Annotated in this window: 21 protein-coding genes; 13 read left to right on the forward strand and 8 right to left on the reverse strand. The window is 63.3% G+C overall.

Features of this window, described 5'->3' with window-relative positions:
• The first annotated feature begins 75 nt into the window (after positions 1-75).
• The 7 genes from hisB (at position 76) to coaA (ending at position 4705) form a co-directional block, all read left to right on the forward strand.
• The gene (gene hisB / locus FF80_RS08085; protein WP_035099158.1) at positions 76-663 is read left to right on the forward strand and encodes an imidazoleglycerol-phosphate dehydratase HisB; all 588 of its coding nucleotides are present in this window, start codon (positions 76-78) and stop codon (positions 661-663) included.
• A gap of 178 nt (positions 664-841) precedes the next feature.
• Positions 842-1198, forward strand: coding sequence for a DUF2628 domain-containing protein (locus tag FF80_RS20915; protein ID WP_052153308.1), 357 nt, complete (start codon positions 842-844; stop codon positions 1196-1198).
• Positions 1195-1848: an imidazole glycerol phosphate synthase subunit HisH gene (hisH, locus tag FF80_RS08095; protein WP_035099159.1), complete on the forward strand. Its 654-nt coding sequence runs from the start codon at positions 1195-1197 to the stop codon at positions 1846-1848. Before FF80_RS20915 ends, hisH begins: the two co-directional genes overlap by 4 nt.
• Positions 1845-2618 carry a 1-(5-phosphoribosyl)-5-[(5-phosphoribosylamino)methylideneamino]imidazole-4-carboxamide isomerase gene (hisA, locus tag FF80_RS08100; RefSeq protein ID WP_035099438.1) on the forward strand — a complete coding sequence of 258 codons (774 nt, stop codon included), beginning with the start codon at positions 1845-1847 and terminating at the stop codon, positions 2616-2618. The genes hisH and hisA overlap by 4 nt, the downstream gene beginning before the upstream one ends.
• A complete protein-coding gene (gene hisF / locus FF80_RS08105) occupies positions 2615-3412 on the forward strand; it encodes an imidazole glycerol phosphate synthase subunit HisF (RefSeq protein ID WP_035099160.1) in 798 nt (265 codons plus the stop codon). Before hisA ends, hisF begins: the two co-directional genes overlap by 4 nt.
• 21 nt (positions 3413-3433) lie before the next feature.
• The gene (locus tag FF80_RS08110) at positions 3434-3757 is read left to right on the forward strand and encodes a phosphoribosyl-ATP diphosphatase (protein ID WP_035099161.1); all 324 of its coding nucleotides are present in this window, start codon (positions 3434-3436) and stop codon (positions 3755-3757) included.
• Complete coding sequence (gene coaA / locus FF80_RS08115; RefSeq protein WP_035099162.1) at positions 3758-4705, forward strand: type I pantothenate kinase; 948 nt, start codon at positions 3758-3760, stop codon at positions 4703-4705.
• Between the two features lie 154 nt (positions 4706-4859).
• Here coaA and FF80_RS08120 read toward each other — a convergent pair whose 3' ends face one another.
• Entirely contained in the window at positions 4860-5210 is a 351-nt protein-coding gene (locus FF80_RS08120; protein ID WP_035099163.1) for a VOC family protein, read from the reverse strand.
• Between the two features lie 119 nt (positions 5211-5329).
• Between FF80_RS08120 and dapB the strand changes: the two genes are divergently transcribed.
• Both dapB and FF80_RS08130 read left to right on the forward strand, forming a co-directional pair.
• Positions 5330-6142, forward strand: coding sequence for a 4-hydroxy-tetrahydrodipicolinate reductase (dapB, locus tag FF80_RS08125; protein ID WP_200877180.1), 813 nt, complete (start codon positions 5330-5332; stop codon positions 6140-6142).
• Positions 6143-6159: 17 nt separating this feature from the next.
• A complete protein-coding gene (locus tag FF80_RS08130; RefSeq protein ID WP_152558305.1) occupies positions 6160-6774 on the forward strand; it encodes a 2,3-bisphosphoglycerate-dependent phosphoglycerate mutase in 615 nt (204 codons plus the stop codon).
• A 153-nt stretch (positions 6775-6927) separates the two neighbouring features.
• Here the strand turns inward: FF80_RS08130 and FF80_RS08135 are convergent, their stop codons facing one another.
• The gene (locus FF80_RS08135; RefSeq protein WP_244445732.1) at positions 6928-7797 is read right to left on the reverse strand and encodes a bifunctional helix-turn-helix domain-containing protein/methylated-DNA--[protein]-cysteine S-methyltransferase; all 870 of its coding nucleotides are present in this window, start codon (positions 7795-7797) and stop codon (positions 6928-6930) included.
• Positions 7798-7878: 81 nt separating this feature from the next.
• Positions 7879-8361 carry a DUF2244 domain-containing protein gene (locus FF80_RS08140; RefSeq protein WP_035099167.1) on the reverse strand — a complete coding sequence of 161 codons (483 nt, stop codon included), beginning with the start codon at positions 8359-8361 and terminating at the stop codon, positions 7879-7881.
• 52 nt (positions 8362-8413) lie between these two features.
• Here FF80_RS08140 and nth point away from each other — a divergent pair, with 52 nt between their 5' ends.
• Entirely contained in the window at positions 8414-9082 is a 669-nt protein-coding gene (gene nth / locus FF80_RS08145) for an endonuclease III (RefSeq protein WP_348270321.1), read from the forward strand.
• A 4-nt stretch (positions 9083-9086) separates the two neighbouring features.
• On the opposite strand, the gene FF80_RS08150 is transcribed toward nth, so the two are convergent.
• Positions 9087-9542 carry a DUF2214 family protein gene (locus FF80_RS08150; RefSeq protein WP_035099170.1) on the reverse strand — a complete coding sequence of 152 codons (456 nt, stop codon included), beginning with the start codon at positions 9540-9542 and terminating at the stop codon, positions 9087-9089.
• 60 nt (positions 9543-9602) lie between these two features.
• Here FF80_RS08150 and FF80_RS08155 point away from each other — a divergent pair, with 60 nt between their 5' ends.
• Both FF80_RS08155 and FF80_RS08160 read left to right on the forward strand, forming a co-directional pair.
• On the forward strand, positions 9603-10163 hold the full coding sequence (locus FF80_RS08155; RefSeq protein WP_035099171.1) for a TetR/AcrR family transcriptional regulator: 561 nt from the start codon (positions 9603-9605) through the stop codon (positions 10161-10163).
• A 211-nt stretch (positions 10164-10374) separates the two neighbouring features.
• Complete coding sequence (locus tag FF80_RS08160) at positions 10375-11379, forward strand: adenosine kinase (protein WP_035099173.1); 1005 nt, start codon at positions 10375-10377, stop codon at positions 11377-11379.
• A gap of 176 nt (positions 11380-11555) precedes the next feature.
• On the opposite strand, the gene FF80_RS08165 is transcribed toward FF80_RS08160, so the two are convergent.
• The 4 genes from FF80_RS08165 to FF80_RS08180 form a co-directional block, all read right to left on the reverse strand.
• On the reverse strand, positions 11556-12326 hold the full coding sequence (locus tag FF80_RS08165) for a TIM barrel protein (RefSeq protein ID WP_035099174.1): 771 nt from the start codon (positions 12324-12326) through the stop codon (positions 11556-11558).
• Positions 12323-13021 carry an orotidine-5'-phosphate decarboxylase gene (pyrF, locus tag FF80_RS08170; protein ID WP_035099175.1) on the reverse strand — a complete coding sequence of 233 codons (699 nt, stop codon included), beginning with the start codon at positions 13019-13021 and terminating at the stop codon, positions 12323-12325. Before pyrF ends, FF80_RS08165 begins: the two co-directional genes overlap by 4 nt.
• A gap of 63 nt (positions 13022-13084) precedes the next feature.
• Positions 13085-13693 (reverse strand): histidine phosphatase family protein, encoded by a 609-nt coding sequence (locus tag FF80_RS08175; protein WP_035099176.1) that lies wholly within the window; start codon positions 13691-13693, stop codon positions 13085-13087.
• Positions 13694-13697: 4 nt separating this feature from the next.
• On the reverse strand, positions 13698-14243 hold the full coding sequence (locus tag FF80_RS08180; RefSeq protein WP_035099177.1) for an NADPH-dependent FMN reductase: 546 nt from the start codon (positions 14241-14243) through the stop codon (positions 13698-13700).
• A gap of 137 nt (positions 14244-14380) precedes the next feature.
• Here FF80_RS08180 and FF80_RS08185 point away from each other — a divergent pair, with 137 nt between their 5' ends.
• On the forward strand, positions 14381-14785 hold the full coding sequence (locus tag FF80_RS08185; RefSeq protein ID WP_035099179.1) for a VOC family protein: 405 nt from the start codon (positions 14381-14383) through the stop codon (positions 14783-14785).
• Positions 14786-14977 lie beyond the last annotated feature (192 nt).

The raw sequence follows: 14977 nt of genomic DNA on the forward strand, positions 1-14977 counted from the left end.
GCCCCCGCCCGCAACGCAATCTTTATGCGTTTGCGCATATCTGATAGACAGCCGCTCTATTCTGGAGACACGCCAATGCGCACCGCAACAATCGCCCGCAAGACCAACGAGACCGAGATATCCGTCTCGATCAATCTCGATGGCACCGGCGCGCATAACATGGCGACCGGCATTGGCTTTTTCGATCACATGCTCGACCAGCTTTCCCGCCACTCGCTGATCGACATGGATGTGTCTTGCACGGGCGACCTGCACATCGATTTCCACCACACGGCGGAAGACGTGGGCATTGCCATCGGCGAAGCTATTCGCCAGGCGCTGGGCGACAAGAAGGGCATCCGCCGCTATGCCTCATGCGACCTGCCGATGGACGGCACGCTGACCCGCGCGGCGCTGGACGTGTCCGGCCGGCCGTTCCTGGTGTTCCGCGCTGAATTCAGCCGCGACAAGGTGGGCGAGATGGATACCGAACTGTTTCGGGAATTCTTCCAGGCCTTTGCCATGAATGCCGGCATCACGCTGCATATCGAAAACTTCTACACCGACAACAACCACCATCTGGCCGAGTCGATGTTCAAGGCGGTGGCCCGCGCCCTGCGCGATGCGGTGGAGATCGATCCGCGCGCTGCCGATCGCGTGCCGAGCACCAAGGGCGTGCTGTAGGCTTACTCAGTAGACCTCATGGTGAGCCTGTCGAACCATGGGGTCGTGCCACGACCTCGTCCTTCGACGGGCTCAGGATGAGGTCTGATGCGGACCTATACTTTCAGCACACTTTTACCGCGCTGTATTTTGCTCTAAAGGCACGGCTAATTCCCGTCACAACGGCATCGGAGCCGCCATGACCCTCTTCGCCATTTTCGATGCCCAGGCCGGCAAAACCCTGGCCCCGGCTGCCATCCCGGAAAAGTTCTCCTGGTTTGCGGCTTTGCTGCCACCGGCCTTCGCGCTGGTGCATGGTCTCTGGCTCGAGCTGATTGGCTTTGTCGTGGCGCTGGTGGCGCTGAGCTTTGCCGCGCCCTGGCTGGGGGCTGACGCGGCCATCTGGCTCTATATCGTTTTCGCCATAGCCATCGGCTTTTCCGCGCCCGGCCTGCGCCGGCACAGCCTTGCATGGCGTGGCTGGCGCCACCGCGGCGACCGGGTGGCGGGCGACGCGGACCTGGCGCGGCTGGGTGCGCTGGAGAGCCGCTCATGAGCCTGGTTACCATTATCGATTACGGCGCGGGCAATCTGCACTCGGCGGCCAAGGCGTTTGAGCGCGTGGCGGCGGGGCTCGATGATCGTCCGGTGATTGAGGTTACCTCTGATCCCGATCGCGTGCGGCAGGCCGATCGCATCATGCTGCCCGGCGTCGGCGCCTTTGCCGAATGCAAGGCGGGGCTCGATGCCGTTGATGGCATGGTCGAGGTTTTGCAGGAGCGGGTGATCGGTGGCGGCGTGCCCTTCCTCGGGGTCTGTGTCGGCATGCAATTGCTGGCCAGCGAAGGCCGCGAAAAACTGGTGACGCCGGGGCTGGGCTGGATTGCCGGGGCGGTCGAAAAGCTCACCCCGTCCGATCCCACGCTCAAGATTCCGCATATGGGCTGGAACACCATTTCGGTGCTGCGCCCGCATGCCTTGCTCGCCGGTATTCCGACTGGGCCCGATGGGCTGCATGCCTATTTCGTGCACTCCTATCACCTGGTGACGGATGTGGCGGAGACGCTGGTCGCCACCGCCGATTATGGTGGGCCGGTCACGGCCTGCGTCGGGCGCGACAATATTTTCGGCACCCAGTTCCACCCGGAAAAAAGCCAGGCGCTGGGCCTGCAACTGATCGAGAACTTTTTGCGGTGGGCGCCATGATCCTGTTTCCAGCCATCGACCTCAAGGATGGGCAATGCGTGCGCCTCAAGCTGGGCGACATGAACCAGGCGACCGTGTTCAATGACGATCCGGCGGCGCAGGCCAAGAGCTTTGAGGACCAGGGTTTCGAGTATCTGCATGTCGTTGATCTCAACGGTGCCTTTGCCGGGGAGAGCGTCAACGGGGCGGCGGTGGAAACCATCCTCAGGAATGTCAAATTTCCTGTTCAGCTCGGCGGCGGCATTCGCAATCTGGGCCATATCGAAAGCTGGCTCGACAAGGGCCTGGCCCGCGTCATCCTGGGCACGGTCGCGGTGCGTGATCCGGCTTTGGTGAAAGAAGCGGCGCAAAAATTCCCCGGTCAGGTCGCCGTCGGCATTGATGCCCGCAAGGGCATGGTGGCGGTGGAAGGCTGGGCGGAAACGTCCGAACTCAGCGTGATCGAATTGGCCAAGCGCTTTGAAGGCGCCGGGGTCGCGGCGATCATCTATACCGATATCGACCGCGATGGCGTGCTGGCCGGGATCAATTGGGACTCCACCCTCGAGCTGGCCCGCGCCACCTCCATTCCGGTGATCGCCTCGGGCGGCTTGGCTTCGATGGCCGATATCGAGCGCATGACCCAGCCGGATTATGCGGTGCTCGAAGGCGCCATTTCTGGCCGCGCGCTTTATGACGGGCGGATTGATTCACGTGAAGCATTGGCCTTGTTGCGGCAGGCGTCGCCCGCAGCGCAGCAAGGACGCGCGAACCAAGGAAGCTCCGCATGAGTCTCAAGACCCGCCTGATCCCCTGCCTCGATGTGATGGGCGGCCGCGTGGTCAAGGGCGTGCAATTTGTCGACCTGATCGACGCCGGTGACCCGGTGGCGGCCGCCATCGCCTATGATGCGGCCGGCGCCGATGAGCTGACCTTTCTCGACATCACTGCCAGCCACGAGGGCCGCGACACCATTTTCGACGTGGTGGCGCGTACGGCCGAACATTGTTTCATGCCGGTGACGGTGGGGGGCGGTGTCCGCAGCATCGAGGATATCAGGAAGCTCCTGCTCGCCGGCGCCGACAAGGTCGCGATCAATTCGGCGGCGGTGAACGATCCCGATTTCATCGAACGGGCGGCGGACAAATTCGGCAATCAGTGCATCGTGGTGTCGGTCGATGCCAAGCAGCGGCTTGACCAGCGCGTCGGCGGCGACAATCGCAGCGAGTGGGAAATTTTCACCCATGGCGGCCGCCGGCCGGCCGGGCTTGATGCGGTGGAATTTGCCACCCGGCTGGTCGCGCGCGGGGCGGGCGAACTTTTGGTCACCTCGATGGATCGCGACGGCACCAAGTCGGGGTTCGACCTGGCGCTGACCCGGGCCATTGCCGATGCAGTGGAAGTGCCGGTCATCGCCTCGGGCGGGGTCGGCAGCTTGCAGGACCTGGTTGACGGGGTGAAGCAAGGCCATGCCAGCGCCGTACTGGCGGCGTCGATTTTCCACTTCGGCACCTTCACCATTCCCCAGGCCAAGCACTATCTGCGCGAGCATGGCGTGGATGTGCGGATGGACCGCGCGGCCTGATCGACGCCATTGGAGGCATTCATGCCCATGACTCTTGAAACTCTCGACCAGCGCCTGGCTTTGCGCGCTGCGGCTTCGCCCGAGGAAAGTTATACGGCCAAGCTGATTGCCCGGGGCGTGGAAAAATGCGCGCAAAAGCTGGGCGAGGAAGCCACCGAAGCGGTGATCGCTGCCGTCTCCCGCGACAAGCCGGAACTGACCAAGGAAGCTGCCGACGTACTCTATCACCTGCTGGTGCTGCTGCGCGCTTCGGGCGTGGCGCTGGACGATGTCATGGCCGAGCTCGATGCCCGCACCGCCCAATCGGGCCTCGCCGAAAAGGCCGGCCGCAAGGACAGTAACTGAATGAGCAAGCGCAAGGCGCCCGCCCCCTACCACCACTTCACCAAGGCGGAGTGGTCCGCCTTGCGGGCCGACGAGCCGATGACGCTGACCCGCGAGGACGTCGCCCGGCTGCGCACCCTGTCCGATCCGATTTCGCTGGAAGAGGCCGAGGAAGTCTATCTGCCGCTGACACGCCTGCTCTCCTTCTATGTCGAGGCCATCCAGGGCCTGCATAATGTGTCGGCGCGGTTCCTCGAAACCCCCGACCACAAAGTGCCCTTCATCATCGGGGTGGCCGGTTCGGTGGCGGTGGGCAAATCCACCACGGCACGTATCCTGCAGGCGCTGCTGCAGCGCTGGCCCTCAAGCCCCAAGGTCGATCTGGTCACCACCGATGGGTTTTTGTATCCCAATGCGATGCTGACCGAACGCGGCATCATGGAGCGCAAGGGGTTTCCCGAAAGCTATGATCGCGGGCGGTTCGTCTCGTTCCTGGCCGATATCAAATCGGGCAAGGCCAATGTCAAAGCCCCGGTCTATTCGCACCTGGTCTATGATGTGGTGCCGGGCGAGGAAGCTGTGGTCGACCGGCCCGATATCCTGATCGTCGAGGGGTTGAACATTTTGCAGCCCGGCGAATTGCCCAGGAATGGCAAGCCCATCGTCTTTGCCTCCGATTATCTGGATTTTTCGGTCTATATCGACGCCGATACCGATGACCTCGAAGGCTGGTATCTTGAGCGCTTCTTCCGCCTGCGGGAGACCGCATTCAAGGACCCCAATTCCTATTTCCGCCGCATCGCCGAAATGAGCGAGGAAGAAGCGGCCAGCTTCGGCCGCATGATCTGGCGGACGATCAACCTGCCCAACCTGCTGGAGAATGTGCTGCCGACGCGCGGCCGGGCCGATCTGGTGCTCAAGAAGGGCAAGGATCATCTGATCGAGGACGTGCAGCTGAGACGGGTTTAGGTTCGCTACTTGCATATTTCAGCGATCGTCATTGCCCGGCTTCGTCCGGGCAATCCATTTCAACGCTGGCGCGGGCTCGCAGATGGATCACCCGGACGAGCCGGGTGATGACGATGGGGTGGGATCGGGTTACGGCCCAAGCGTCAATCGCCCCTCAATAGGTCCCATGCTGGGGTTGGCTCAGCACGATCTGGTTGCCGTCAGGATCGCGGAATTTTGCGGTCTTGAAGAAATCGCCGATGGCCTTGGCGACCGGCACGATGCCGTGCAGGCTCAGCCGGCCCAATTCCTCGGCAATATCGTCGACCACCAGGGTCAGGGCCGAGGCGCCGGCGCGGTCGGCATCGGTGAACACCTGGATCCAGCCGCCGCCGGAGGTTTTCCATTCGGCTACATCATTGATCGGTCTGGCATCCGGCATGCGGCCGAACAGGCGTTCGTAAAAGTCGATCGCCTCGCCAATGTCTTCCACGGCAATGCCGGCCAGGGCGTTGGTGATGGTCATGTCGCGTCCTGATTTGGTCTGCGTTTTTCCAACACTAACACGCCCATTGTGTTCCGGTAGCGGTGTTGGCGTTTGCATCTGCCGCTGCTATAGCCGACGTGACTGTTTGGAGATGGACGATGACGCAGCTGAAGGTGATCGTGGCGGGGGCTGGCGGGCGCATGGGCGCGGCCAATATCAAAGCCATCGCCAATCACCCCGATCTGGTGCTGCATGCCGCCATCGACCGGCCCGGCTCTGCCGCCATCGGCAAGGATGCCGGCTCGCTTGTGGGCGGTGACGCCTTGGGCGTGGCCATTACCGACGATATTGACGCGGTGCTCGATGGCGCTGATGCAATCGTGGATTTCACCGCGCCGGGCGCCAGTGTTGCCCTGGCACAAAAGGCTGCCGCACTTGGGTTGGTTCACATCATCGGCACCACCGGCTGTTCGGAAGCCGACGACGCGGCGATTGCTGCCTCTGGCGCCGCCGGCGCGCGGATCGTCAAGTCGGGCAATTTCTCCATGGGCATGGTGGTGCTGGCCAATCTGGTGCGCCAGGCGGCGGCGGCCCTGGCCGATTACGACATCGAAATCTTTGAAATGCACCACGCCAAGAAGGTCGATGCCCCCTCGGGCACCGCGCTGATGCTGGGCGAGGCTGCTGCGGCGGGCCGCAATGTGTCGCTCAAGGACAAGAAGGTCAGCGGCCGTGATGGCCATACCGGCGCGCGCGAGCCCGGCACTATTGGTTTCACGGCTTTGCGCGGTGGCACGGTGATTGGCGATCACATGGTGATCCTGGCCGGCCCTTCCGAGCGGATCGAGCTCAACCACAAGGCCGAAGACCGCACCATCTACGCCAATGGCGCCGCCCGCGCCGTGCTCTGGGCCCATGGGCAAAAGGCAGGGCTTTATTCCATGGCCGACGTGCTCGGCCTTACCGACTGAACAAGGATATTTCTGACATGACCGGCACCCTGATCCTCGTGCGCCACGGCGAAAGCGAGTGGAACCTCAAGAACCTGTTTACCGGCTGGCGCAATCCGGACCTGACCGAAAAGGGCATCGGCGAAGCCCGCGCCACCGGCAAGGCGCTCAAGGCCAAGGGCATCGTGCCCGATCTCTACTACACCTCCGCCCTGCGCCGCGCCCAGCACACGCTGGACCTGATGCTGGAAGAGATGGACATCCTCAACGTCACCATCACCCGCAACATCGCGCTGAACGAACGCGATTATGGCGACCTGTCGGGGCTCAACAAGGATGACGCCCGCGAAAAATGGGGCGAGGAACAGGTGCTGATCTGGCGCCGCTCCTTCGACGTGCCCCCGCCGGGCGGCGAGAGCCTCAAGGATACGGCTGCCCGCACCCTGCCCTATTACGAGGCGGAGATTTTGCCGCTGCTCAAGGCCGGCAAGACCATCCTGATCGCCGCCCATGGTAATTCGCTGCGGGCGCTGGTGATGGCGATCGAGGGGCTGACGCCCGAACAGATCCTCAAGCGCGAAATCGCGACGGGGCAGCCGACGGTTTATAATATCGGGACTGAGGGGCAGCTCGAGGCGCGGGTGGAGATTTAGGGGTTTTCAGAACCAGCCCCAACCACCGCATCTCCCTCGGGCTTGACCCGAGGGCCGCTCGCCGCTTGTGCCACATTGAGAATGGCCCTCGGGTCAAGCCCGAGGGAGAGCCGGTGGGTGTGGGCGCTATGTGCCCCACCGATTCACGTGAAACTAATGCGCGGCGGAGATCACGCCGGCTTCCCAGCCCAGGATGGCCCGCTTGCGCGGCACGCCCCAGTGGTAGCCGGTCAGCGCGCCGGTGCTGCCGACGACGCGGTGGCAGGGCACGACGAAGGAAATCGGGTTCTTGCCCACCGCCGCGCCCACTGCGCGCGACGCCGTGGGGCGGCCGATATGGTTGGCCACGGTCTGGTAGGTCGTCGCCTTGCCGCAGGGAATCTTGAGCAGCGTTTCCCAGACCTTGACCTCGAAATCGGTGCCGATCAGCACCACCCGCACCGGTCTTTCGGGTGACCAATGCGCCGGGTCGAACGCCTGGGCGATCATCGGGGCGACCTTGGCGTCATTGCGGGTGAAGCGGGCATTGGGCCAGCGATTGGCCAGGTCCTCGAAGGCCTGCTCCACACTCATATCGGCATCGGCAAAGCCCAGGCCCGACATGCCATATTCGGTGGCGGTGACCACGGCGAGCCCGAAGGGCGAGGGCCCCACGCCCCAGACCATGTCGAGCCCCGCTCCGCCGGCCCGGAAAATTCCCGGCGGCATGGCTTCATAGGCGACGAACAGATCGTGCAGCCGCGAGGTCGAGCTGAGTCCCACTTCATAGGTGGTGTCGAGCACGCTTTCCCTGGCGCGCAACAGGCTCTTGGCATGGTCGAGCGCCACGGCCTGGGCGAAGCTCTTGGGGGACAGGCCACACCAGCGGCGGAACAGATCAGTCAGCTGCCGCTCGGTCAGCCCCAGCGCGCGGGCAAAGCGCGGCAGGTCGGCGACGTCCGGCCCGTTTTCGCTGAGATAGCGGATGGCAGCCTGGATGGTTTCGTAATCTGTATCGGGCGTAAGGGGCATGATCTGGTTCATCGGGACACCCATGATCGGTTTTTTGTCATGGCTTGATCTAGGCATTTGGGCGCGCCAAAGCGACCCGGTTTTGACGCAGTTCTAGGCGCGCGCCTTGCGCAAGGCCGTGCCAAACACCTTGGCAAAACTGGCCTTGTCGTCGCCATTGAGGAAGGCCCCGATTTCCATCTCGTCCCTATTGGCGCGCAGATGCAGCGCCAGCGTCTTTTCATTGACGTCCCGATCGAGTACCAGCCGCACGCTTTTGGGATTGAACCGGCGCAAGACGCGATCGCCCTTGGCGTCCACGCTGACCACTTCGAGCTGATCGGACCAGAGCCGCACGATCTCGCGCCTTTTGCCCTGGCGCGAGGCGAAAAACAGCGTCGCGCCAATGGCGATCATGTCGAGCACGATAAAGCCGAGCAATGGTCCAATACCGGCCGAGAAGGCCAGCAGCAGCGGCGACAGGATCAACAGGGCGCCGAGGCCAATGACGAGCTGCATGCCCCCCCGTCCCAGCATGCGATGGGGGGTCAGCTCGGCGGCAAACAGCGGCGAAGTGGTTGTGGCTTGCATCGGCATGGCTGTCTCTGGGAAAGACTATAGGCGCAGAATCAGTGTCGAGAGAATGGCTGTGGCGAAAAAAGTGAAGAGCCTGCCCAAAGCCGATGTCGAAGCCATCTTCGCCCGGTTCCACCAGATCGAGCCCGAACCCAAGGGCGAGCTCGATTATATCAATGCTTTCACCCTTCTGGTGGCGGTAGTGCTATCGGCGCAGGCCACCGATATCGGGGTCAACAAGGCGACCAGGCATTTGTTCCAGCTGGCGCCCTCGCCTGCCGCCATGGTGGCTTTGGGCCAGGAGAAAATCGAAGCTGAGATCAAGACCATTGGCCTCTATCGCACCAAGGCCAAGAATGTCTTGGCGCTGAGCCAATTGCTGCTGGAGCGGCATGGCGGGGAGGTGCCGCAGGATCGCGAGGCGCTGGAGGCCCTGCCCGGCGTGGGCCGCAAGACCGCCAATGTGGTACTCAATATCTGGTTCAAGCAGCCCACCATCGCGGTGGACACCCATCTGTTCCGCGTCGGCAATCGCACCGGGCTGGCGCCGGGCGCAACGCCCTTGGCGGTAGAACAGGCGCTGCTCAAGGTGATCCCGCCGCAATACTTGCTGCATGCCCACCATTGGCTGATCCTGCACGGGCGCTATGTCTGCAAGGCGCGCAAGCCCGAATGCTGGCGTTGCGCTATTGCCGAGTGGTGCCGGTTCGAGCCGAAGACGCCACTGCCGCGAGGGACGTGAGGCGTCAGGCTACGCCATAGCCGCGCGCCATTGCGGCGGCGAAAATCGGGATCAGCACCAGGATCGCCACTTCGCCATGCACGAATTTGCGGCTGGCGGCGATTTCGCTGGCGGGCGGGGCAAAATCCGGTTCGCTAGCCAGACGCTTGCGCCAGCGCGCCAGTGACAGCGTCGGCTGGATCGACAGCAGGCCCACGGTGACGAAGGCTGCCATCTTGGCCCAGAAGGCGAAATTGGTCAGGTAATAGCTGGCGTCCACGCCGCCAAAGAACACGCGGGTAAACCCGACGGCGATCACCAGCACCGCCACTCCGCCATAGGCGCCGTCGATGCGCGCCAGCTGGCCAAGGCGGGTGCCGGCAAGGCCCGGCCGCAGCATGGCGAATTCGGCGGCGATGATGCCGACCAGCGCAAACACCGCCAGATGATGGGCAATGGCGAGGAGAAGTCCGATATCCATTTGCGAGCCCTCAACGCTCCATGTTATCAATGTTCACATATCTGCTCTTTCATGTGATCAATGTCAACATCATCAAACGCGCCCTATCATCACGGCAATCTCCGCCAGGCTTTGCTCGAAGCGGCCCTGACCATTCTGCAGCGCGATGGCGAGGCGGGGCTGGGCCTGCGTGATCTCGCCCGCGCTGTCGGTGTCTCGGCGGCGGCGCCCTATCGCCATTTCGACAGCCGGGCGGCTTTGCTCGAGGCTCTGGCCGTCACCGGCTTCCAGCGCTTCACTGCCGCGATGGAGGCCATCCCCCTGACCAATCCGCCCGATCTGATGGCGGCCATGGGCAAGACCTATGTGCTGTTCGCGCTCGACAATGCCAATCTCTTCCGGCTGATGTTCTCGCCCCAGCTCAAAAAGGACGGCCGCCCCGGCCTGCGCATGGCCGCCGACGCGGCCTTCGACACCTTGCGCCATATCAGCGGTGGCGACACCAAGACCGGCCGCATTGTCGCGCTGGCCGCCTGGGCAAAGGTGCATGGACTGGCCGTGCTGTTGCTCGATGGCCAGATCGCCATCCGGGCCGGCGAAGACACTGAAGCCTTGATCGCCGAGATCGTGGAACACCTCTAGGACCAACCGGCATTCATCTGATGTTGGCCTGCAAATGGCAGTTTTCTGCGCTTCCGGTGCTCACGTACTTAAGTACGCTCCGCTCCGGTTCTCGAAAACCACCATTTCGGCTCAGCCTGAGATGAATGGCGATTGGTCCTAAGACTTGCCCCGGCGGCCCTGCCCGTCTAAACCGGGCGTCGGAAAATTTCCTCACCGGCGGACCCCCTGCATGTCCCATACCCGTTTTGACGTCCTCACCATCGGCAATGCGATTGTCGATATCATCGCGCCGGTCGAGGCGGGGTTTATCGAACGCGAGGGCATGAGCGAGGGCATCATGCATCTGATCGATACCGATCGGGCCGAGGAGCTTTATGGCAAGATGCCGCTGACCCGGCAGCAGATTTCGGGCGGCAGCGCCGCCAATACCGCTGCCGGCGTTGCCTCCCTGGGCGGCCGCGCTGCCTTTGTCGGCAAAGTGGCCGATGATCCGCTGGGCGATGTGTTTGAAAGCGACCTGGACGCCATCGGCGTGCATTATGCCACCAGCCGGCTCAAGAATGGCGCGCTGACGGCCCGCTCGATGATCTTCCTCAGTGAGGATGGCGAGCGCACCATGAATACCTATCTGGGCGCCTGCCACCAATTGACCGAGGCCGATATCCGCCCCGACGAGATCGGCGCCGCTTCCATCACCTATATGGAAGGCTTTTTGTGGGACCCGGTCGAGGCCAAGAAGGCCTTCGTGCTGGCCGCGCATTACGCGCACAAGAATGAGCGCGCGGCCGCCTTCACCCTGAGCGACCCGTTCTGCGTCGATCGCTACCGCGCCGAGTTCCTGGACCTGATCCGCAGTAAGACCATCGACTACGTCTTTGCCAATGTGCATGAGCTGAAATCACTGTACCAGACCGACGATCTGGGCGAAGCGGTGCGCGAAATCGCCAAGGATGCCGAGCTTGCCGCCATCACCATGGGCGCCGATGGGGCCATGGCGGTCTATAATGGCGAGATCACGTCGGTGCCGGCCTTCCCGGTCGGCAAGGTGGTCGACGCCACCGGCGCGGGCGACCTGTTTGCCTCGGGATTCTTGCTGGGCATGGCGCGCGGCCAGACGATGGAATCAGCGCTCAAGACCGGGTGCCTGGCGGCGTCCGAAGTGATCAGCCATATCGGCGCACGGCCGCTGGTGGAACTGACGGGGCTGGCCGAGGCGCATGGGCTGGCGGGGTAGTCCGCTACTTCTGGCACTACACATCCAACCATCGTCATTGCCCGGCTTGTCCGGGCAATCCATTCTTGGGTTAGCGCTGGTTGAAGTATGGATCACCCGGACGAGCCGGGTGATGACGGTGGGGAAGGATCGCGCGCGGTAGCCAACCTCCCTCAAGAAGCGAGGGGAAGAAAAAATTACCGCCCCAGTTCTACCCGCGTCTCGTCCAGCGCTGCCGCCGTCTCGCCCGTCGGCCTGAATTCCAGGCCGACATAGCCGGCATAGCTATTGGCGGCGAGCCAATCGAGTGTCGGAGCCAGCGGTAATTCGCCGGTGCCGGGCTGGTTGCGGCCGGGATGATCGGCGACGTGGATATGGGCGATGCGCTCGACGCGGCCGGCCAGCACGTCCTGGGGCACTTCGCCCATCACCATGGAATGGTAGAGATCGTAGAGCAGCGCGATTTCGGGACGATTGACGGCTTCCACGATATCGAGACCTTCAGCCGTCGAGTGCAAGAAGTAGCCGGCGTGATCGACAAGCGTGTTGAGCGGCTCCAGCGCCAGCTGCACGCCCGAGCCCTTGAGCACGTCGGCGGAGCGCGCCATGGCCTCCACCAGCGCATCATGCTGGCTCGCGCGCGATACGCCCTCGAGCAGCGGCCCGGCCTGGGCGATCATCACCCTGGTGCCCAGCCGCTGCGCCACGGCAAGGCTTTGCGCCAATCCATCGAGGAAGCGGTTGTGGTCGCTGGTGCGGGTCAATTCGGCAAAGGGTTCGGCGACGATGCCGGCCAAAGCCAGCCCGGTGGCGCCCAGCGCATCTTCAACGGCGTTGAGGTCCTTGTTGGACCAGAGCCAGAATTCCACCGCATCCATGCCCGCCGCCTTGGCCAGGTGAATGCGCTGCGCCATATCGGCCGTTTCGGGCACGAAAAGCATGTCGATACAGGCCGAATAGAGCCTCATGCCAGCCGCGTACCGCTGTTCATTTCGTTGAGAATGCCCAGTGCCGCAGCCTTCGGATCGGGCGCCGCGATGATCGGACGGCCCACCACCAGGTGGGTCGCGCCCAGGGCCAGGGCCTCGCCCGGCGCCATGACGCGCTTCTGGTCGCCCAGTGCCGTGCCGGCCGGGCGAATGCCCGGGGTGACGATGAACATCTTGTGCCCCAGAATGGTGCGCACCATTTCGGCCTCATGGGGGGAGGTCACCACACCGCCAATGCCGGCGTCGCGCGCCTGCTGGGCCCGCAGCGCCACGAGCCCCGCCGCATCGCGGGCATAGCCGGCATCCTTGACGTCCGCATCGTCCATCGAGGTCAAAACGGTGACGCCCAGCACGCAGAGATCGGAGCCCGTGGCGGCCTTGGCAGCAGCCTGCATGGTCTTGGGATAGGCATGCACGGTCAGCATGGTGGCGCCGGTCTCGGCAATGGCGGCGACGCCCTTTTCGACCGTGTTGTCGATATCGAGCAGCTTGAGATCGAAGAAGACTTTCTTGCCGGCCTTGAGCAGGTCGCGGCCCAGCGCGTAGCCATCGGCGCCGTAAAAGCACTGATAGCCGATCTTGTAGAAATCCACGCTATCGCCCAGCAGGGAGACGATTTCCTCGGCGCGCGCGCGTGACGAAACGTCAAGGCCCACGATTAACTGGCCAGTCATGGTCTTTCCCTCCGATGTCGCTATTGGACTGGCGTTAACGCAAATCCGGCTGCGCCGCAAGTCTCAGTGCCGGTGCCAGCCGGCGGCAATGTCCTCGATGCGGGTCCATTCGCTATGCAATTGGCTTGCGGCAAAATCGAACACAAAGCCATTGCCGCCGCCCGGCCCGCCGGTGCGGCCCTGGTCTTCGGCGCGGCTGATGGGGCGGCCAGCAACATGGCATTTGAGCAAGGTGCCCACCGCGCCATGGCCGCAAAACACCACCGGCCCATCGCCGGACACCCCGGCCAATGCTGTCGCGACGGCGTCCACGATGCGGGCCTGGGCATCGATCGCCCGCTCCCAGCCATCGACGCTGGTTTCCGGCGCGGCAAAGAAGCGGTCGGCGGTGGCCTCGAACAGCTCGGGCGGCAGGAAGCCGGTAGCGCTGCGATCATTCTCGCCCATATCATGCTCGCAGACGATGATGCTGCCCGTGACGGCGGCGATGATCTCGGCCAGTTCGACCGCCTTGCGCTCGCTGCTGGAAAAGATTGGTGCGCCGGAGGGGATCGCGCCGCTATTGGCAAAGGCCTCGGCGCGGCGCCTGCCCTCCTCGGAGAGCCCCCAGAGCGGCACGGGCACATCGGGGTCCATTCTGACCTGCGGATGGGTCACGTAGAGCGCCAGCATGGTTTTAGCCCCGCGAAAAATGGGTCAGTTCTTTGACCATGCTGTCGACCTTGCGGATGATGGCGGGCTCGACCGGGGCGCCGGCCTCGTCAAAGGCTTCGCTGGCCGGTCCGATCCCCAACAGCGTCGGCACCACCAAGGCGCCCACCTTGGTCAGCGATTCGCGCAAATGGCTGAGGCCCCAGATCGTGCCATATTTGCCCGAGCTGACCCCGCCAATGCCGAATATGGCATGCTGGAACGGGCTGGGCCGCTGGCGGCTGACCCAGGCCAGCGTGTTGACCATCAGCGGGGAAGCCCCGCCATTATATTCGGGGCTGGCAATGAAGATGATGTCGTGGCTGCGCCACAGCTCGGCCAGTCGCACCGCGGCTTCGGGCACATTGTCGGGCTCCAGATCCTCATTGAAGATCGGCATGTCGAAATCGGCGAGATCGAGCGCGGTGACGGTGACGCCGGCGGCTTCGAGCTTGCGGCCGATATGAGCCTGCAACAGGCGATTATACGATCCGGTGCGGATGGAGCCGGAAAGGGTAAGGGCGGTCGGCATGGTTGGGAGAGTTCCTGCTGCGGTGCAGTGACTGTGCCTGCGTGCCCCATATTCGGCAAGGGGCCGGGCTTGACTTCCCGCCGGCGCGCCATTTAACTTAAGCGAATGCCTTAGTAATTGCGCAAGGGAGAAGCATCATGGCCACCAATATCTTCATCAACCTGCCCGTCGCCGATCTGGAGGCGTCCAAGACGTTTTTCGGCAAGCTGGGTTTCAGCTTCAATCCGCAATTCACCGACGAGACGGCGGCGGCCATGGTGATCGACGAGAACATTTTCTCCATGTTGCTGACCCATGAAAAGTTCAAGCAATTCACGCCCAAGGCGATTGTTGACGCCAAGACGTCAAGCGAAGTGCTGATCGCCATTTCCCGCGACAGCCGCGAGGCGGTGGGCGAATTGTTCGACAAGGCGATAGCGGCCGGCGGCACCGAAGTGCGCCCGGGCGATGATTACGGCTTCATGGTCAGCAAGGCTTTTGCCGATCTCGATGGCCATATCTGGGAAGTGATGTGGATGGACCCGAACTATGTGCAGGGGTGAGGCTCGATGGCGCAGCGCTTTCACGCTCTGGTGAGGGCGGAAGTGGACTTCGTCACTTGCGCCGTGCTCTTCATTCATCGTCATCACCCGACTTGTTCGGGTGATCCATATCTCCGCGGGCGCTGCGGTGATGGATTGCCCGGACAAGCCGGGCAATGACGATTGGGGGGGGGGTGGCTTGGAAGGCCGCTC

This window comes from Devosia sp. LC5 (genome assembly GCF_000735585.1).
Taxonomy (GTDB): domain Bacteria; phylum Pseudomonadota; class Alphaproteobacteria; order Rhizobiales; family Devosiaceae; genus Devosia.